The sequence below is a fragment of the Actinomadura coerulea genome (assembly GCF_014208105.1).
Lineage (GTDB): Bacteria > Actinomycetota > Actinomycetes > Streptosporangiales > Streptosporangiaceae > Spirillospora > Spirillospora coerulea.
Map to the genome: position 1 here is coordinate 328920 of NZ_JACHMQ010000001.1, position 18523 is coordinate 347442.

The 18523-nt window shown below is 70.8% G+C and carries 17 protein-coding genes; 8 read left to right on the forward strand and 9 right to left on the reverse strand.

The annotated features are described in order from the left end of the window. Positions 1-54 precede the first annotated feature (54 nt). Both BKA00_RS01560 and BKA00_RS01565 read left to right on the forward strand, forming a co-directional pair. Positions 55-1332 (forward strand): alpha/beta hydrolase, encoded by a 1278-nt coding sequence (locus BKA00_RS01560; protein WP_185023219.1) that lies wholly within the window; start codon positions 55-57, stop codon positions 1330-1332. A 10-nt stretch (positions 1333-1342) separates the two neighbouring features. After that, positions 1343-1537, forward strand: a complete 195-nt coding sequence (locus BKA00_RS01565; protein ID WP_185023220.1) for a DUF3046 domain-containing protein — start codon at positions 1343-1345, stop codon at positions 1535-1537. Between the two features lie 8 nt (positions 1538-1545). On the opposite strand, the gene BKA00_RS01570 is transcribed toward BKA00_RS01565, so the two are convergent. From BKA00_RS01570 to BKA00_RS01580, 3 genes are all read right to left on the reverse strand, one after another. Beyond that, positions 1546-2703: a glutathionylspermidine synthase family protein gene (locus BKA00_RS01570; protein WP_185023221.1), complete on the reverse strand. Its 1158-nt coding sequence runs from the start codon at positions 2701-2703 to the stop codon at positions 1546-1548. Positions 2704-2706: 3 nt separating this feature from the next. Further along, a complete protein-coding gene (locus BKA00_RS01575) occupies positions 2707-3075 on the reverse strand; it encodes a hypothetical protein (RefSeq protein ID WP_230298522.1) in 369 nt (122 codons plus the stop codon). Between the two features lie 110 nt (positions 3076-3185). Then, positions 3186-4055: an ATP-grasp domain-containing protein gene (locus tag BKA00_RS01580; protein WP_185023222.1), complete on the reverse strand. Its 870-nt coding sequence runs from the start codon at positions 4053-4055 to the stop codon at positions 3186-3188. Between the two features lie 242 nt (positions 4056-4297). On the opposite strand from BKA00_RS01580, the gene recA reads away from it, so the two are divergent. The 4 genes from recA (at position 4298) to BKA00_RS01600 (ending at position 9739) form a co-directional block, all read left to right on the forward strand. Further along, complete coding sequence (recA, locus tag BKA00_RS01585; protein ID WP_185023223.1) at positions 4298-5416, forward strand: recombinase RecA; 1119 nt, start codon at positions 4298-4300, stop codon at positions 5414-5416. A gap of 160 nt (positions 5417-5576) precedes the next feature. Beyond that, the gene (locus BKA00_RS01590) at positions 5577-6095 is read left to right on the forward strand and encodes a regulatory protein RecX (RefSeq protein ID WP_185023224.1); all 519 of its coding nucleotides are present in this window, start codon (positions 5577-5579) and stop codon (positions 6093-6095) included. A 723-nt stretch (positions 6096-6818) separates the two neighbouring features. Continuing rightward, the gene (gene rny, locus BKA00_RS01595) at positions 6819-8390 is read left to right on the forward strand and encodes a ribonuclease Y (RefSeq protein ID WP_185023225.1); all 1572 of its coding nucleotides are present in this window, start codon (positions 6819-6821) and stop codon (positions 8388-8390) included. A 116-nt stretch (positions 8391-8506) separates the two neighbouring features. Beyond that, positions 8507-9739 carry a glycerophosphodiester phosphodiesterase family protein gene (locus BKA00_RS01600; protein WP_185023226.1) on the forward strand — a complete coding sequence of 411 codons (1233 nt, stop codon included), beginning with the start codon at positions 8507-8509 and terminating at the stop codon, positions 9737-9739. Here the strand turns inward: BKA00_RS01600 and BKA00_RS01605 are convergent, their stop codons facing one another. From BKA00_RS01605 to BKA00_RS01625, 5 genes are all read right to left on the reverse strand, one after another. Further along, positions 9740-11752 carry a S9 family peptidase gene (locus tag BKA00_RS01605; protein WP_185023227.1) on the reverse strand — a complete coding sequence of 671 codons (2013 nt, stop codon included), beginning with the start codon at positions 11750-11752 and terminating at the stop codon, positions 9740-9742. 176 nt (positions 11753-11928) lie between these two features. Then, complete coding sequence (locus BKA00_RS01610; protein ID WP_185023228.1) at positions 11929-12912, reverse strand: amino acid ABC transporter permease; 984 nt, start codon at positions 12910-12912, stop codon at positions 11929-11931. Beyond that, positions 12909-13592 carry an amino acid ABC transporter permease gene (locus BKA00_RS01615; protein ID WP_179833528.1) on the reverse strand — a complete coding sequence of 228 codons (684 nt, stop codon included), beginning with the start codon at positions 13590-13592 and terminating at the stop codon, positions 12909-12911. The genes BKA00_RS01610 and BKA00_RS01615 overlap by 4 nt, the downstream gene beginning before the upstream one ends. Positions 13593-13703: 111 nt before the next feature. Continuing rightward, positions 13704-14573, reverse strand: a complete 870-nt coding sequence (locus tag BKA00_RS01620; RefSeq protein WP_185023229.1) for a glutamate ABC transporter substrate-binding protein — start codon at positions 14571-14573, stop codon at positions 13704-13706. Positions 14574-14611: 38 nt separating this feature from the next. After that, on the reverse strand, positions 14612-15427 hold the full coding sequence (locus BKA00_RS01625; RefSeq protein ID WP_185023230.1) for an amino acid ABC transporter ATP-binding protein: 816 nt from the start codon (positions 15425-15427) through the stop codon (positions 14612-14614). 190 nt (positions 15428-15617) lie between these two features. On the opposite strand from BKA00_RS01625, the gene miaB reads away from it, so the two are divergent. Continuing rightward, positions 15618-17147: a tRNA (N6-isopentenyl adenosine(37)-C2)-methylthiotransferase MiaB gene (gene miaB, locus BKA00_RS01630; RefSeq protein WP_230298521.1), complete on the forward strand. Its 1530-nt coding sequence runs from the start codon at positions 15618-15620 to the stop codon at positions 17145-17147. A 57-nt stretch (positions 17148-17204) separates the two neighbouring features. On the opposite strand, the gene BKA00_RS39645 is transcribed toward miaB, so the two are convergent. Next, complete coding sequence (locus tag BKA00_RS39645) at positions 17205-17489, reverse strand: antitoxin (RefSeq protein ID WP_185023232.1); 285 nt, start codon at positions 17487-17489, stop codon at positions 17205-17207. A gap of 121 nt (positions 17490-17610) precedes the next feature. Here BKA00_RS39645 and miaA point away from each other — a divergent pair, with 121 nt between their 5' ends. Next, a complete protein-coding gene (gene miaA / locus BKA00_RS01640; protein WP_230298534.1) occupies positions 17611-18522 on the forward strand; it encodes a tRNA (adenosine(37)-N6)-dimethylallyltransferase MiaA in 912 nt (303 codons plus the stop codon). Position 18523 lies beyond the last annotated feature (1 nt).

Consider the following 18523-nt stretch of genomic DNA (forward strand, 5'->3'; position numbering starts at 1 on the left):
CGCTTGTATGGGCAGGGTGGAGCAGGCCGGCCCACGCTCCGCAAGGGAGTCACGATGCCTTACGTCCTCCTCGCCCTGGGCGTCCTGCTCGCCCTGACGGCCGCCAACGCCCACGCCCCGCGGCGCGGCCCCGGCCTCCTCACGCCGAGCTTCTTCGCGGGCTGGCTCACGATCGAGCTGGCACCACACGTCCTGGTCGTCTGGGCCGCCGCCACGGCCTTGGCCGCGGCCTTCGGGGGACTGGACGGCTGGGCGGGCTGGACCGGACTCGCCTTGGCGGTCCTCGGCATGGCGGGCGTCGCGGCCACCCTCGCGGCGTCCCGCCGGACGGTCGTCACTCTGCGAGACAGCGGCGCCCCCCTCGAACTGGACCCCGAGGGCGCACCGCGCTACCCGCTCGCACACCTGATCGTCCCCCCGCTGTGCCTGGTCCCGCGCAAGGGCGTGCGGGTCGAACGCAACGTGGTGTACCGGCAGGAGGGCCGCCTGCGCCTGAAACTGGACGTCTTCCGTCCCGCTGCCGAACGCGCCGGCGGCGGGCTGCGCCCGGGGCTCATGCAGATCCACGGCGGAGCCTGGGTGATCGGCGACAAGCGGGAGCAAGGGCTGCCGCTGCTCAACCACATGGCCGTCCAGGGATGGGTCGGCTTCAACGTCAACTACCGGCTCAGCCCGCGTGCCACCTGGCCGGACCATCTGATCGACCTGAAGCACTTCGTCGCCTGGTACAAGGAGCACGCCGAGGAGTACGGAGCAGACCCCGACTTCCTCTGCGTGACCGGCGGTTCGGCCGGCGGGCACCTCACCGCGATGGTGGCGCTGACCGCGAACGTCCCCGAATTCCAGCCGGGCTTCGAGGACGCGGACACCACCGTGCAGGGTGCGGTCCCGTTCTACGGCTTCTACAACTTCTTCGAGGCGGGAACGTTTCCCCGCCCCTTCGGCACCACCCGCCTCATGGAGCGGATGGTCGTCAAGCAGCCCTTCGCGGAGAACCGGGAGGTGTACGCCAAGGCGTCCCCGGTCACCTACATCCGCGAAGACGCACCGCCCTTCTTCGTCATCCACGGCAGCCGCGACTCGCTCATCCCCGTGGCCGAGGCCCGCCGGTTCGTCGAGCGGCTGCGGGAGGTCTCCGGCTCGCCCGTCCTCTACGCCGAGATGCGGGGCGCCCAGCACGGGTTCGACGTCTTCCCCTCCTACCGGACGGCCCGGGTCATCGAAGGCGTCGAACGGTACCTGACGGGCCTGCACCGCCAGTACCGCCAGGGCCGCGCCCCCGAGGTACCCGGCGAGGTGACGCGGTCCCTGGGGGAACCATCCGTCGGATAGCGTGGGACACGTGCGGCTAACACTCTTCTGGGATCGGATGAACCAGCAGTTCGGTGAGCACTACGCCCAGAGCGTGGCCAAGGACTACGTCATAGCCGACCTGGGCGGCCGCACCATCGAACAGGCCTTCGCTGACGGTGAATCCGCCAAGAGGGTCTGGCAGGCCGTCGTGGCCACGTTCGACGTCCCCGCGACCCTGCGCTAGGGCTGCCGCTACAGCGGGATGCGGTGCGGGACGAAGGACGACGTGTCGTCGGTGATGAGCCCGGACGTCTCCCTGATGCCGATCCCAGCGGCCCCGTCGTTGACCACCCACGCACCGAGGACGGGGTGCTCGCCGTCGAAGTCCGGCAGCGCGCAGAACTCCTGGAAGACGTACCCCTCCGCGCCGTAGTCGCCCTGGGTCCGCTGCTCCGAACCGTCCGGCGTGACGATGCGCATGCTCGCGCCCTCCCGCCCGAGCAGCGGCTTCTGCACGTAGGACGTCAGGTTCGACGGAGTGTTCAGGTAGGTGGGCAGCAGATTGGGGTGACCCGGGAACAGCTCCCACAGCAGAACGAGCAGCGCCTTGTTGGAGAGCACCATCTTCCAGATCGGCTCAATCCACGACGTGGGCGTCCCCGGGATGTTGCGCCCGAACGGCTCGGCGACGATCCACTCCCAGGGGTACAGCTTGCAGAGCGTTCCGATCGCCTGCTCGTCGAGGTCGACGAAGCGTCCGCGCGCCGGGTCCCAGCCGATGTCCTCCATGGCGATCGCCACACCCGGCAGGCCCGCCTCCTCGGCGGTCTCCTGCATGTAGGCGATCGTCATGACCTCCTCGCCGGTCTCGTCACCGGTGGTCCAGGCGAAGTGGACGGGGCCGCCGCCCACGGCGGGCGCCATCTCCTTCCAGCGCGCCACGAACCGCTCGTGGATGGAGTTCCACTGGTCGTCCCCGGGATGGGTGTCCTGCAGCCAGTACCACTGGACGACGGAGCTCTCCACGAGCGCGGTCGGAGTATCGGCGTTGTACTCCAGGAGCTTGGCGGGCCCCTGCCCGTCGTAGCGCAGATCGAACCGCCCGTAGAGGTGCGGGTCGCCGCGCCGCCAGGACTCCTCGATCAGGGGCGCCACCCAGTCGGGGATGCCGAGGACGTGGTAACGACCGGTGGACACGACATGCTCCACCACGTCCAGGCACATCCGGTGCAGTTCCTCGACGACGCCTTCCAGGGCGAGGACCTCGTCCAGGTCGAAGACGTAGTGCACGGACTCGTCCCAGTAGGGCCGGGTCAGGTGCTCGGGGTGCGCTGTGCGGTGGAAGGCCAGGCCGTGCGCCTCGACCTTCTCCGCCCAGCCTTCGCGCGGTGCGGAACGGACTCGGCGCACGGGTCAGCTCCCGCCCCGGCCGCCGCCGCCGAACCCGCCCCGGCTCAGCGTCCGCCCGCCACTGGACTTGATCTTGCCTTCGGGCCGGTACTGGCTGCCGCCGGACACGAAGCCGGACCGGCTCTTGCCGCCGTAGTACCAGAAGTAGCGGTTGTAGGCGTTGTTGGCCCCGTTGTCGATGTCGCCGGAGTTGCAGTTGTTGTCCGGGACGACCTTGTACCCGCCCTTGCCCTTGGCCGGCGCGTTGCGGTCCACGCATCTCGCCGTCGTCGAACCGGAACCGCAGGCGACGAGGGTCAACGACAGGGCGCTCACCATCCCCACCTTCACGGCGCGGGAGCTGAGCCGGCGAGTGGGCTCCTGAGGGGGCAAGAGAACACGTCCTTCCGACGGAGGGATCGAGAGGCGGCCAGGGGCCACAGGTCATCAGACGGCGAAAACCCTAATCCGGTTCGATCACAACCACATCACCTGGGCGGATGTTATTCGGGCACGGGGAGATGCGCGTAGAGGTCCATCGCGTCCACCGACGACGGCAGGTCGCTGACCTGGCCGTCGCCGACCTCCACGACGCGCCAGGCGCCGTCCGTGCGGCGGGCCAGGTCGGTGGTGATGAACCGGCACCCGAGCGCGCGGACGGCGGGGGCCACCGCGCCCAGGTCCGGATCGAGTTCCGTGCCGGGGCTGTCCGGGTGCGGGCCGACCAGGGCGGGTTCGCCGTCCACCCACCACACGCGCGCCTCGCCCTCCCCGTCGTACTGCTCGAACTCCCGGACGACGAGACCGCCGGCCAGATGGTCGTCGCGCAGCGCGACCATCTTCGCCGCGATGTCGTGCAGTTGCGCGAGGTCCTTCACGTCGGGGACGAAGCACGCCTCCTCCCACTCGTGCTTGCACGACTTCACGTAGTCCTTGACCACCGCGGGCCCGCCGCGCAGCGGCTTGACGAGCTCACCCAGCTCGCCGAGGGGACCGGGGTCCTGGCCGGTGCCGAGAGGGCGCCACACGCTGTGCGGGGTCAGCCCGGCGAACGTGTCGTGCCATCCCGGCAGCTCGTGCGCGCGACGGTAGTCGTCCGGGTGCGTCAGGAGCACCGTTCCGCGGCGCTTCAGGGCGGCGGCCATCGCGCCGTACTCCCGCGCCGAGAGCATCCACCCGCGGTACCAGACCGGGCCGAGGTCGGAGGGCGCCGCGTCGACCGCGTCCTCGACGTCACCGCGCCGCAGCGCGTCGTGGTCGATCAGAGCGATCTCGCCGTAGTGGTCCCGCACGGCGGCGGCCTCGCGGGCGAAGTGGGGGTCAACGCGCCGGGGATGGAGCGGATCGACGCAGAAGAGGACGGTCAGCGTCATGATGGGAACCCTCCGTCAACCCCGCCAGGTTACGGGGTCGGGACCATCGATCGCACGGAGATTCCACCGCAAATCGGCATGCGGGACGATGATCGAACGGATGTTCGGTAGGCTGGGCCGGGCCCGCGGCGGCGTCCTCGCACCGCGCCGGGGTCGAAAGTGTCGGTGGCCCGCCGTAACGTCGCCCTCGACATCGCAAGCAGCGGCCGAGAGCCGACACATCTCAACGAGAAGGACATCTCATGGCAGCGAACGACCGGGAGAAGGCTCTCGAGACCGCACTCGCCCAGATCGAGCGGCAGTTCGGCAAGGGATCGGTCATGCGGATGGGCGAGGAGGCGCGGGCGCCCGTCGAGGTGATCCCCACCGGCGCGATCTCCCTCGACATCGCCCTCGGCATCGGCGGCCTGCCGCGCGGCCGCGTCGTCGAGGTGTACGGCCCCGAGGGCTCCGGCAAGACCTCCATCGCGCTGCACGCCGTCGCGAGCATCCAGAAGATGGGCGGCATCGCCGCCTTCGTCGACGCCGAGCACGCGCTCGACCCCGAGTACGCCTCCAAGCTCGGCGTCGACATCGACGCCCTGCTGGTCTCCCAGCCCGACACCGGCGAGCAGGCCCTGGAGATCACCGACATGCTGATCCGCTCCGGCGCGATCGACATCGTCGTCATCGACTCCGTCGCCGCGCTGGTGCCCCGCGCCGAGATCGAGGGCGAGATGGGCGACAGCCACGTCGGCCTCCAGGCCCGCCTCATGTCGCAGGCCCTGCGCAAGCTCACCGGCGCGATCAACCAGACCAAGACCACCGCCGTCTTCATCAACCAGCTCCGCGAGAAGGTCGGCGTCATGTTCGGCTCCCCGGAGACCACCACCGGCGGCCGCGCGCTGAAGTTCTACGCCTCCGTCCGCCTCGACGTCCGCCGCATCGAGACGCTCAAGGACGGCACCGAGGCCGTCGGCAACCGCGTCCGCGTCAAGGTCGTCAAGAACAAGATGGCCCCGCCGTTCCGCGTCGCCGACTTCGACCTCCTCTACGGCCTCGGCATCAGCCGCGAGGGCGGGCTGATCGACCTCGGCGTGGAGCACGGCTTCGTCCGCAAGTCCGGCGCCTGGTACACCTACGACGGCGACCAGCTCGGCCAGGGCAAGGAGAACGCCCGCAACTTCCTCAAGGCCAACCCCGACCTGGCCGACGGCATCGAGAAGAAGATCAAGGAGAAGCTCGGCATCGGCCCGAAGGTCGACAAGGAGGCCGAGCCCGCCGCCGCCCCGGGCGCCGCACCCGAGCCCCCGGCTCCCGCCCCGGTCAAGGCCCCCGCCGCGAAAAGGGGCGCTAAGGCCGCCAAAACGGGCGATTCCTGACAAGGATTCCTCGGAGGCGGGTGACTCTTGACGAAGAGTAGGCGATGATCTCGTATGCAGGGCGGCGGCGCCTTACCCGGCACCGCACGACCGGTGCCCGGAACTTCCCCGATGGCGCCGCCGCTCCCACGACTCCCACCCCGGCCCGAACCGGCACCCCATGACGGCCGCGCGCGAGGGCGACCCGGAGGCGAAGGCCCGCGAGATCTGCCTGCGCCTGCTGTCCGCCTCCCCCCGCACGCGGGCCCAGCTGGTGGAGGCCCTGCAGCGCAAGCACATCCCCGACGACGCCGCCGAACGCGTCCTCAGCCGCTTCACCGACGTCGGCCTCATCGACGACGAGGCCTTCGCCCAGGCATGGGTCCAGTCCAGGCATGCCGGCCGAGGCCTGGGCAAGCGGGCCCTCGCCGCCGAACTCCGCCGCCGGGGCGTCTCCAACGAGACCGTCAACGAAGCCGTGGAGACCCTGGACTCCGACCAGGAGGAGCAGACGGCCCGCGCCCTGGTCGCCCGAAAGCTCCCGTCCAGCCGAGGCACCGACCCGGCCAAGCGCATGCGCCGCCTGGTCGGCATGCTCGCCCGCAAGGGTTACTCGCCCGCCCTGTCCTACCGGGTGGTCAAGGAAGCCCTGGCCGAAGAGGGCACCGACCCCGAAGACCTCCCCACGCCCCTCGACTGACCATCCGCCTGCACTGCAGGGCGACGGAGGAAGCCCTCGCGGCCCTGCGCCATTGCCGCTGGGTGAGGCGTGAGGGAGGATCCGCAGGTCCCAGTGCGCTCGGGGGCTGGGGCGGCGGTGTCAGGGCGTGACCTGCCCGATGCGGCGAAGCCGGAGGCGAGCGGAGCCGGGCAGATCGCCAAGCGATGCCGCGTTCTCCCAGGCCCGGTCACGTGGCGAGCCGCCAGGCGAGCGAAGTGGGCCGGGCCTTTGAAACACCGCGTACCAGGTGTGGGGTGGGTGGGGCAGTGGCGGCGGCGTTAGAGGCGGGTGGCGACACGCCGGAGTCGCCGGGACGGTGACCGGAGGAAGCCGGGACGGCGGCCGGGTGAGAGCGTGATGGTGCAGGTCGGGGCGGGGGACAGGGGTCAGGGGAAGCGGTAAGCAAGGAGTCACGCCGACGTTCGGTTAGCCCGGAATGCCCGTCGTTTGCTTGCTCATTACCTCTGTGCCGCTTACCGTTACGGCAGTGAGGAGTTACTCCGCGTCTCGCGGATTGCCATACGACCGAGCACGTTCCAGCAGCTGAGAGGCATAAAGGACAGGTTCGTCGACCGGATTCGGCCGGGTCGCCGGGGCGCGCCGCTGCGCCGTCCCGCGATGTCGTGCATCCGCGCGCGAGTAAGTCCTCGCTAGGCAGGGCCCGTACTCCGGACGGGCCCGCGGCGAGGAAGGATCTGCCTCATGGAGAGCGTCCTGCTGGGTGCAGCGCTGCTGGTGACCCTGGTCGCTCTCGTGATCGTTCTGGTGCGGCGCCCCGGCACGCCCGGCAGGGCCGCGGCCGAGATGGCCCGGGCGCAGGGCGAGGCCGACGAGATCAGGGCGAAGGCCGCCAAAGACGCGCGGGCCGTCCTGGAGAAGGCCGAGCGCGAGGCGCAGCAGGCCGCCGCCGCCGGGCGCGCCGAACTCGACGAGGAAGGCCGGACCCTGCGGGACGATCTCCGCACCGTCCGGGAGGACCTGGAGCGCCGGGAGGCGCGGCTCGCGGAGCGGGAGCAGCGGCTGGACGCCGAGGTGCGCCGCCTGGAGGAGTGGCAGGGGCGGCTCGCCGAGACCAAGAAGGCGCTGGAGGCCCGCGGGCGGGAGCTCGACGGCGTCGCCGAGGAGCGGCGCAAGGTCCTGGAGCAGGCGGCCGGGCTGACCGCCGAGCAGGCCAAGGGCGAACTCGTCGCCGCGATCGAGAACCAGGCGAAGCGGGAGTCCATCCCGATCGTGCGGGAGATCGAGAACGCGGCGAAGGCGGAGGGCGACAAGCGCGCCCGAAAGATCGTGACGCTGGCGATCCAGCGGGTCGCCAGCGAGCAGACGGCCGAGTCGGTGGTGTCGGTCCTGCACCTGCCGAGCGACGAGATGAAGGGCCGCATCATCGGCCGCGAGGGGCGCAACATCCGCGCCTTCGAGACCACCACGGGCGTGAACCTCATCATCGACGACACGCCGGAGGCGGTGCTGCTGAGCTGCTTCGACCCCGTGCGGCGCGAGGTCGGGCGGCTGACGCTGGAGAAGCTCGTCCTGGACGGCCGGATCCACCCGCAGCGGATCGAGGAGATCTACGAGCGCAGCCGCAGCGACGTCGAGCAGCTGTGCGTCCGCGCCGGCGAGGACGCCCTGGTCGAGGTCGGCATCGCCGACATGCACCCGGAGCTGATCGCGCTGCTCGGCCAGCTGCGGTACCGGACGTCCTACGGGCAGAACGTGCTCAAGCACCTGATCGAGTCGGCGCACATCGCGGGCATCATGGCGGGCGAGCTGCGGCTGCCGGTGGAGGTCGCCAAGCGGTGCACGCTGCTGCACGACATCGGCAAGGCGCTCACGCACGAGGTGGAGGGCAGCCACGCGCTGATCGGCGCCGAGATCGCCCGCCGCTACGGCGAGCACGAGGACGTCGTCCACGCGATCGAGGCACACCACAACGAGGTCGAGGTCCGGACCGTGGAGGCCGTGCTCACCCAGGCCGCCGACGCGGTGAGCGGCAGCCGGCCGGGGGCGCGCCGCGAGTCGCTGGAGGCCTACGTCAAGCGGCTGGAGCGGCTGGAGGAGATCGCCCGCGACCGGCACGAGGGCGTGGAGAAGGTGTTCGCGATGCAGGCGGGCCGCGAGATCCGGGTGATGGTGAAGCCCGACGCGGTCGACGACATCCAGGCCCAGGTGATCGCCCGCGACATCGCCAAGCAGGTCGAGGACGAGCTGACCTATCCCGGCCAGATCCGGGTCACCGTCGTCCGGGAGTCCCGGGCGATCGAGTTCGCCCGCTGACCGGCGGCGATCAAGCGACCGGGCGGTTCGTTGGGGTTCGGGGGGAATTAAGCGGCCGGTCTGGTGTTCGCAAGCTTCCGCGGTGATGATCAAGTCATTCCAGGCGGGAGGATCTCGTGAACAGGATCGCCATGATCGGGGGCGGGGCCGTGCTGGCCGCCGCCCTCGCCTTCGCGGGCAGCGCCCAGGCCGCGCCGCAGGCCGCGGGGAAGCGCGCGCACGCGGTGATCGTCGGGCATCGCGGGTCGCCGGGGCAGGCCCCCGAGGAGACGCCCGCGTCCTACCGCGGCGGAGTCCGCGACCGGGCCGACGTGCTCGAAGGCGACGTGCAGCTCACGGCCGACAAGCAGATCGTGCTCGTGCACGACGACACGCTCGCCCGGACCACCGACGTGGAGCAGGTCTTCCCCGACCGGGCGCCGTGGAGGGTGGGCCAGCTCACGCTGGCCGAGATCAGGAGGCTGGAAGCCGGGTCGTGGTTCGACGCCCGGTACGCGGGCCAGCGGGTACCCGCCCTGAAGGAGCTGCTCGCCATCAGGGGCAGGGAGACCGGGCTCAGCCTGGAGCTGAAGGCGCCCGCCAACAGCCCGGGGATCGCCACGCTGCTCGCCGGGGAGCTGAACGCGGCGGGGCTCACCGACGGCGGGACCCTCAGGTCGGGGGCCTACCGGGTGCACGTCCACTCGCGCGACCAGGCGGCGCTCCAGGAATTCCACGCGTCCGCGCCCAAGGTCCAGCTCTCCTACCTGACCGGCGGGAAGATGCTCTCCGACGACGAACTGGCCGCGCTGGCGGGCTGGACGGTCAGCGTGTACGCCCACCCCAGGGCGACCAGCGCCGACGACGTCAGGCGCGCGCACGCCAAGGGGCTGAAGGTGTTCAGCGACCCGGTGGACAGCCCGGCAGAGGTCTCCATGGGGGCGAACCAGGGATACGACTGGCTCGCGACGAACTTCCCCGCCACCACCCGGCGGATCCTGGAGGGCCGGACGCCCTTCCCCGGCGCGAACGGCGTCGTGATCGACAGCGTCTTCCCCGACCCGAGCGGCGACGACGCCCAGCCGGAGAAGAGCGAGCACGTGGTGCTGCGCAACACGACGTCCAGGCCGGTCGAGGTGAGCGGCGGCTACCTGCGCGACCAGGCGGGCAACCTGATGCGGATCGGCCCCGGCTACGTGATCCCGCCGGGCAGCCTGCTGCGCGTCTACGTCGGCCCCGGCACGAACCGTCCCGACGCCTACTACAACGGCCTGACGGCCGGCTTTCTGAACAACACCTCAGGAGACACGGTGTCGTTCTTCCGCGCCGACCACACGCTGCTCGACATCTCCTCCTACATCGTCCCCTGATCAGCCGATCTTGAGCTCGACGGGTTCGACGCCGCGCGGCTCGAACCCGAGGGTCTGGCCGTAGAACGCCAGCTCCGCCTCCAGGCAGCGGATGACCGTGTCGGCCTTGCGGAAGCCGTGCGACTCGCCCTCGAAGGCGAGGTAGGCGTACGGCATCTTCTTCTCGGCCAGCGCCTGCGCGAACCGCTCGGACTGGTCCGGCGGCACGATCGGGTCGCTCAGGCCCTGCAGGAGCAGGACGGGGCAGGCCGTCCGGTCGGCGCGGTTGATCGGCGAGCGCTCCTCGTAGGCGCGCTCGAATCCGGGGAGGGGGCCGATGAGGCCGAACAGGTAGTGGGACTCGAAGTCGTGGGTGCTCTCGGCGAAGCGCTGCAGGTCGCTGATCCCGAAGTAGGACGTGGCGGCCTTGAACACGTCGGTCTGCGTGACCGCCGCGAGCGTCGTCCAGCCCCCGGCCGAGCCGCCGCGGATCGCCAGCCGCTCCGGGTCGGCGATGCCGCCGTCGACGAGGGCGCGGGCGGCGGCGACGGCGTCCTCGACGTCGACCACGCCCCACTGGCGGCGCAGCCGCTCCCGGTAGGCGCGGCCGTAGCCGGCCGACCCGCCGTAGTTGACGTCGATCACGCCGATGCCGCGGCTGGTGAAGTACGCGCGCTCCATGTCGAGCACCGTGGACACGCGCCCGGTGGGCCCGCCGTGCACGAACACCACGTAGGGCGGCAGCTCGTCGGCCGGCCCGGCCGCCTCCGGGTTGGTCGGCGGGAACACGTAGGCGTGGACGGGACGGCCGAACGGCCCCTCCAGGCGCTCGGCGCGCGGCCTGGACAGGTACGCGACGTCGGGCAGCTCGGCCCGCTCCCGGCGCAGCCCCTCCACGCGCCCGGTCGTGGTGTCGACCCGCACCACCGAGGCCGGCAGGTCCGGGCCGCCGGCGATCCCCACGATCGTCGAGCCGTCCGTGGACAGCTGCGGCGCCCAGTGCTCGTAGGGGACCTCCAGGTCGACGAGGTCGAGGGTGTCGGTGTCGTAGACGCCGAGCCGCATGTCGCCCTCGCCGTGCAGGACGGCGAGGCGCCCGTCACCGAGCAGCGCGTACGGCATGCCGCCGAGCTGCCACAGCGGCGCGGCGAACTCCTCCTCGGCCGGGTAGAGCGCCTGCGCGGACTCCCCGTGCAGGCCGACCTGGTAGATGTTCCACCAGCCGGGCCAGTCGGAGATCACGTAGAGGGACTCGTCGTCACGCCACAGCGGGGCCAGGGCCGACTCGGTGAGGCCGCCCTTGACGGTGCGGGGGGCGACCACCGATCCGTCCTCGATCGCGGCCACGCGCACCTCGGTGCCGTCCCACGGCATGCGGGGGTGGTTCCACTGGACCCACGCCAGGTGCCCTCCGCCGGGGGACGGCACGGGGCCCGCGTAGAACTGCGCGCCCGACACCAGCTCGCGGATCGCGCCGGCGTCCCCGGCGGCGCTGCCGTCCAGGGGGATGGCGACGATGGCGCGCCGGATGCCCGTGGCGGGCTGCCCGTCCGCGCTCTGCTCATCCTCGGGGGCCGCCGGCTCGGCGATGTGGCCCTCGCAGACGCACCAGACCTCCGTCCCGTCCGGGGACAGGACGTAGTCGGCGTACCGCAGCCCCGCCGGGACGGCGGGCTCGGGCGTCAGCGGGTACGGCTTCGGGTCGCCCTCGTCGAGCCGGTGCAGCCGCTGGTCCTCGTAGTTGGAGAACACGACCGACCAGCCCGCGCCGGTGCGGACCGGCAGGTAGGACCGGCCGCCGTACTCGTGGACGCGGGTACGCGCGTCCCACGGCGCCTGCAGCAGCTCGGTGCGATGACCGTCCTTCAGATGGATGACCGTGGCCCGTCCGCCCTCCTCGGGCCGCGTCTCCTGCCACCACACGTCGTCGCCCGAGACGGTGGGGAAGCTGAGGCGCAGCCGGGCGCGGGCGACATCGGCCGCAGAGATGGGTGAAGGCCATGAGCCGTAGGGAAGGGTCGCACGAGCGGTCATAACAGGAATCGTCCCGCATACGGGGATCGGTTGGGGCCATGACGGGCCGTTTGAAGTCGGAAAGATACAAGCTCGCCCCCAGGAAACCCGCCGGTAACACCAGGGTGCGCGCGTCCCGGAGACCGCGAGGGGCGCCGCCGGAAACCGGCGGCGCCCCTCGCGGACGGGCGATTCCGTCAGACGGTCTGCTGGGTCACCCCGACCCCGGCCACGGGGGGCGGGCCGCCCGTGCCCATGGTCTTGGCGTCGGTCTTGCGGCTGCGGCGGCTGCGCCCCTCAAGCCAGGTGGCCACGCGGCTCAGCGACATGTTGATCGCGATGTAGATGACCGCGACGACGATGCCGGCCTGGAGCACGTTGTTGCTGTAGTTCGCCGGCACCTGCTTGAAGCCGGCCTGCAGGAACTCGCCGTAGGCGATGATGAACCCGAGCGCGGTGTCCTTGAGAAGGACGACGATCTGGCTCACGATCGCCGGCATCATCACCGTGATGGCCTGCGGCAGCAGCACCAGCCGCATGACGCCGTTCTTGCGGAGCCCGATGGAGTAGGCGGCCTCCGACTGCCCCTTCGGGATCGACAGGACGCCCGCGCGCACCACCTCGGCGAGCACCGAGCCGTTGTACATCGTCAGGCCGAACACGACCGCGGCGAACGCGGGCACGGTGACCGTCCCGGCGTTGATCTCCACCCCGAAGATCGAGAAGAAGTAGTCCACCGAGAAGCGCTGCAGGGTGCCGAACTGGGACTCGGCGATCGCGGGGCTGATCTTGTTGGGGACGAAGAACGCCAGGAAGATCAGGATCAGCAGCGGGATGCCGCGGAAGAACTCGACCACGACGCCGGCCGGGACGCGAACCCACCAGTGGTCCGACAGCCGGGCCAGGCCGAACACGACGCCGAACAGCAGGGCCAGCACCGTGGCGACGACGGCGGCCTTCAGCGTGTTCATCAGGCCGGGCAGGAGCAGGTGCCTCCACACCGTCCACTTCAGGAACGGCGTCCAGAGCTTCTCCTCGAACTGCCCCTTGTCGCTGAGGCGCCAGACCAGCGCGGCCAGGACGGCCGCGAACACGATCGACACCACGGCGGTCAGGACCGCGTTGCGCACCCGGGCCCGGGGGCCGGGGATGTCGAAGAGAACGGTCGCTTCCTTGCTCATCGCGCCACCGCCATCCGCTTGGCGAGCCAGCCGAAGAAGTATCCGGTCGGCAGGGTGAGGATCAGGAAGCCGATCGACACGCCGAGGAAGAGGGGGATGACCCCGTTGGCGAACGTGGGCTTGTCAATGATCGTCTTGGTGACCAGCGCGACCTCGGCGTAGCTCGCGGCCGCGGCCACCGTCGTGTTCTTGATCATCGCGATCAGCACGCTGCCCAGCGGGGCGATGATCGCCCGGAAGGCCTGCGGCAGGATGATCATCCGGAGGGACTGCGTGAAGGTCAGCCCGATCGAACGGGCCGCCTCCGCCTGCCCCAGCGGGACGGTGTTGATGCCCGAGCGGAGGGTCTCGCACACGAAGGCCCCGGTGTAGGCCGACAGGCCGAGGACCGCCCACCAGTAGTAGGTCGTCGAGGAGTTCTCAGAGAACTTCAGCGCGAGGATGTCGTTCAGGCCCAGGCTGCACATGAGCAGCACCAGGGTGAGCGGCGTGTTGCGCACGATGTTGACGTAGCCCGTGCCGAACGCGCGGAGCACCGGCACCGGCGAGACCCGGAAGCTCGCAAGGAACGTCCCGATGATCAGGGACAGCACCGCCGCGGCGGCCGCGAGGCGCAGGGTCGCCCAGAATCCTTGGAGGATCTCGTCGAAGTTGTCGAAGAACGGGCTGAAGTCAAACATTGCTCAGCTGTTTCATCACGTTCCAGCGGGGTGTCAGGCCAGGCCGGCGCGCCCCCGGGCGATACGCGTCGGGGACGCGCCGGCGTGACGGGCGTCAGTCGCGGCCCTGGATCAGGCGCAGCCTTCCATCTGCGGCGCGGTCGTGACGAGCTTGAGCCCGGTGCCCGCGAAGTGCTTCTCCAGCAGGGTCTTGGCCGTGCCGTCGGAGTACATCTGGGAGATGGCCTTGTTGACGGCCTCGCAGGTCTCGGTGTCGCCCTTCTTCAGGCCGACGCCGTACTTCTCGTCGGTGAAGGGGTCGTTGATGACCTTGAAGGCGCCCTTCTGCTGGTTGGCGAAGCCGGCCAGGATCAGGTCGTCGGTGCTGACCGCGTCCAGGGCACCGGACTTCAGCTTGCTCACGCACTCGGAGTAGCTGGAGGCGTCCACCAGCGTGACGCCCTTGATGTTCAGCTTGCCGTCCGGCGGGCCCTCGGTGATGCGGCGGAAGGAGTTGGAGCCGGCCGCCTTGCAGAGCTTCTTGCCCTTGAGGTCGGTGGCCTTCTTGATGCTGCCGTTGTCGGCCTTGACCATCGTGTCCTGGTGGGCGACGTAGTACGGCCCGCCGAAGGTCACCTGCGACTTGCGCGCGTCGGTGATGGAGTAGGTGGCGACCACGAGGTCGACCTGCCCGCCGCCGAGGAACGACTCGCGGTTGGCGGAGGTCGTCTCCTTGAACGTGATGCCGTTCTCGGGGACGCCGAGCGACTTCGCGATGTACTTGGCGACGTCGACGTCGAAGCCGTCGAAGCTGCCGTCCGGCTTCTTCAGGCCGAGCGCCGGCTGGTCGAACTTGATGCCGATGGTCAGCTTCTTGTCGTCCTTGGCCTTCTGGACGACCGTCTTGGCCTCGGTCTTCTCGGTGTCGCTGCCGCACGCGCTGAGCGCCAGCGACAGCGCCATCCCCGCCCCGATGAGGGCGCCGAAACGACGTACTCGCATACTCGTCCTACCTCTGCTCTCTGCCGGAGCCCCGCGGCTCAGTGCGTGAGGATCTTGGAAAGGAAGTCCTTCGCGCGCTCGGTCCGCGCGTTGGTGAAGAACTCGTCGGGGGTGTTCTCCTCGACGATCTGGCCGTCCGCCATGAAGACGACCTTCTGGGCGGCCCGGCGGGCGAAGCCCATCTCGTGCGTCACGACGATCATCGTCATGCCCTCGCGGGCCAGTCCCGTCATGACGTCCAGGACCTCGTTGACCATCTCCGGGTCCAGTGCCGAGGTGGGCTCGTCGAAGAGCATCACCTTGGGCTTCATCGCGAGGGAGCGCGCGATCGCCGCGCGCTGCTGCTGCCCGCCGGACAGCTGCGCGGGGTACTTGTGCGCCTGGTTGGCGATGCCGACCCGGTCGAGCAGTTCCATCGCGTGCTTCTGCGACTCCTGCTTGCCCTGCTTGCGGACCTTCACCGGCCCGAGCATGACGTTCTCGAGGATCGTCTTGTGGGCGAACAGGTTGAACGACTGGAACACCATGCCCACGTCGGCGCGGAGCTTCGCCAGATCCTTGCCCTCCTTGGGCAGCTCCTTGCCGTCCACGAGGATCGTGCCGTCGTCGATCGGCTCCAGCCGGTTGATCGACCGGCACAGGGTCGACTTACCGCCGCCGGACGGGCCGATGACGACGACGACCTCACCGGAGTTCACGGTGAGGTTGATGTCCTTGAGGACGTGCAGCTCGCCGAAGTGCTTGTTGACGTGCTCGACTACGACGAGCGGCCGGTCACCTGCGGCGGCCGGCTCCTGGGTGGAGTCCTCCGACCCGGTCTTGGTGAGCTCGGGCCCGCTTTCGCTGTCCGTCATGGGCACGGACTTTATGTCATCGCCGGTACTGCCCGAGTTGCCGCGCGGTACCGATACGATCACGAATACCCACGTCGGACGGGGTTCGGTCGTGGCGGAGAGTGATCACAAAAGGCGGCGGCGGGGTGCGCCGTCCGTTCCGCCATGTCGTGCCGGGCCCGTAACCTGGATGACTGTCATGAGTGCGCCAATGGAGACGGCCCCCCGTACGTACGAGATCCGTACCTACGGGTGCCAGATGAACGTCCACGACTCCGAGCGGCTGTCGGGGCTGCTGGAGTCCGCCGGGTACGTCCGCGCGGGGGAGGCCGAGCCTGACGTCGTGGTCTTCAACACCTGCGCGGTGCGGGAGAACGCCGACAACCGCCTCTACGGCAACCTCGGCCATCTGCGGCCCGTCAAGGACGGCCATCCCGGCATGCAGATCGCCGTCGGCGGCTGCCTGGCGCAGAAGGACCGCGACACCATCGTCAAGCGCGCCCCCTGGGTGGACGTGGTGTTCGGCACGCACAACATCGGGTCGCTGCCCGCGCTCCTCGAACGCGCGCGGGTGCGGGACGAGGCGCAGGTCGAGATCGAAGAGTCGCTGGTGACCTTCCCCTCGACGCTGCCGACGCGCCGCGAGTCCCCCTACGCCGCCTGGGTGTCGATCTCCGTGGGGTGCAACAACACCTGCACGTTCTGCATCGTCCCGTCCCTGCGCGGCAAGGAGCGCGACCGCCGGCCGGGCGAGATCCTCGCCGAGGTCGAGGCGCTGGTCGCCGAGGGCGCCCTGGAGATCACACTGCTCGGGCAGAACGTCAACGCCTACGGCTCGGGCTTCGGCGCCCTGTCCGGCGCGCCCGACGAGGTCCGCGCGATGACCGGGGGCGGGCAGTCGGCGTTCGCGGGGTTGCTGCGGGCCTGCGGCGGCGTCCAGGGCCTGGAGCGCGTCCGGTTCACCTCGCCGCACCCCAAGGACTTCACCGACGACGTGATCGCCGCGATGGCGGAGACGCCCAACGTGATGCCGTCCCTGCACATGCCGCTGCAGTCCGGCTCGGACGCGGTGCTGCGCGCGATGCGCCGGTCGTACCGGCAGGCGCGCTACCTCGGCATCATCGAGAAGGTCCGGGCCGCGATCCCCGACGCGGCGATCACCACCGACATCATCGTCGGCTTCCCCGGCGAGACCGAGGCCGACTTCGAGGAGACCCTGCACGTGGTGCGGGAGGCCCGGTTCTCCTCGGCGTTCACCTTCCAGTACTCCAAGCGTCCGGGCACCCCGGCCGCGACCATGGACGGCCAGCTGCCGAAGGAGGTCGTCCAGGAGCGGTACGAGCGGCTCGTCGCGCTCCAGGAGGAGATCTCCTGGGCGGAGAACCGCCGCCAGCTCGGCCGGACGCTGGAGGTGCTGGTCGCCGAGGGCGAGGGCCGCAAGGACGAGGCGACCCGCCGGCTCTCCGGGCGGGCGGCCGACAACCGCCTGGTCCACTTCGGGGTGCCGGAGGAGCCGGTCCGTCCCGGCGACATGGTCACCGTCGAGATCACCTACGCCGCGCCGCACCACCTGGTCGCCGACAAGCCCGCGCTGGGCGTCCGCCGGACCCGCGCGGGCGACGCGTGGGAGGCCCGGCAGGGCGGGGGCGGCGGGGCCGGGGGCGTGTCGCTCGGCATGCCGTCGATCGGGCGGCCGGCCCAGCCCGCCGCGTCCGCGCCGGGCTGCTCGACCCGCCCCTGAGTTCCGGCGTGACCGGGCCTTTCCCCAGGCCCGGCCCGCCTTACCTGGGCAGCGTGCTCACGGAGGCCCGCCCGTCTCACCGGGCTGCCCGCCCGCGCCACCAGGCTGCCCGCCCGCGCCACCAGGCTGGCCGCCTGCCCCGCCGGGCTGGCCGCCCGCGCCGCCGGGCTGGCCGCTCTCGCGGTCGATGTACCCGCCTGCCTGCTCCTGGGCCCGGTCGACCTTGTCGGCGTGCTTGCCCCCGGTTCGCTGGTCGAACATGTCGCCGGCCTTCTCGACGCCCTGCTTTGCCTTGTCGGAGTGCTGCCCGAGCATCTGCTTGACCTTGTCGACGATGGACATCGAATCCCCCCGGATCCCTCGGCTCGTTCGGCGCCGCGGGCACGGCGCGGCACCCGTTCATTCCGGCCATACCCGTTCTGTTGCCACAATCAATCCCGTGACCTCAACCAATGCCCCGCACGTGATCGCGGTCGTCGGCGCCACGGCGGCCGGAAAGTCCGACCTGGCCGTCGAGCTCGCCCTCCGCCTGGACGGCGAGGCGGTCAACGCCGACTCGATGCAGCTGTACCGCGGCATGGACATCGGCACCGCGAAGCTGTCCGCGGCCGAGATGCGCGGGGTCCCGCACCACCTGCTGGACGTGTGGGACGTCACGGTCACCGCGAGCGTCGCCGAGTACCAGCGGCTCAGCGCCGACGCCATCGCGGAGATCCGGGGCCGGGGAAGGCCGCCCGTGCTGGTCGGCGGATCCGGGCTTTACGTGCGCGCCGCCCTCGACCACCTGGAGTTCCCGGGGACGGACCCGGCCGTGCGGGGACGCCTGGAGGAGGAGCTGGCGCGGGTCGGGCCCGGCCCCCTGCACGAGCGGCTGCGCGGCCTGGACCCCGCCGCGGCGGAGGCGATCCTGCCGAGCAACGGCCGCCGGATCGTGCGGGCCCTGGAGGTCATCGAGATCTCCGGCCGCCCGTTCACCGCGACCCTGCCCGAGCACCGGTACCGCTACGACGACGTCGTCCAGATCGGGCTGGCCGTCCCCCGCGACGAGCTGGACGAGCGCATCGCCCTGCGGGTGGACCGGATGTGGGAGGCGGGCCTGGTCGACGAGGTCCGGGAGCTGGAGAAGCGGGGTCTGCGGGACGGCCTGACCGCCGGGCGCGCCCTCGGCTACGCGCAGGTGCTGCGGTTCCTTGCGGGTGAGTGGACGGAGGAGCAGGCCAGGGAGGACACCGTCCGCACGACGCGGCGTTTCGCCCGCCGCCAGGAGTCGTGGTTCCGCCGCGACCCGCGCGTGCGGTGGCTGCCCTACGACGCCCCCGACCTGGTCGAGCGCGCCCTCGCCCTGGTGAGGGGGGAGACGCCGGACCCCATATGAT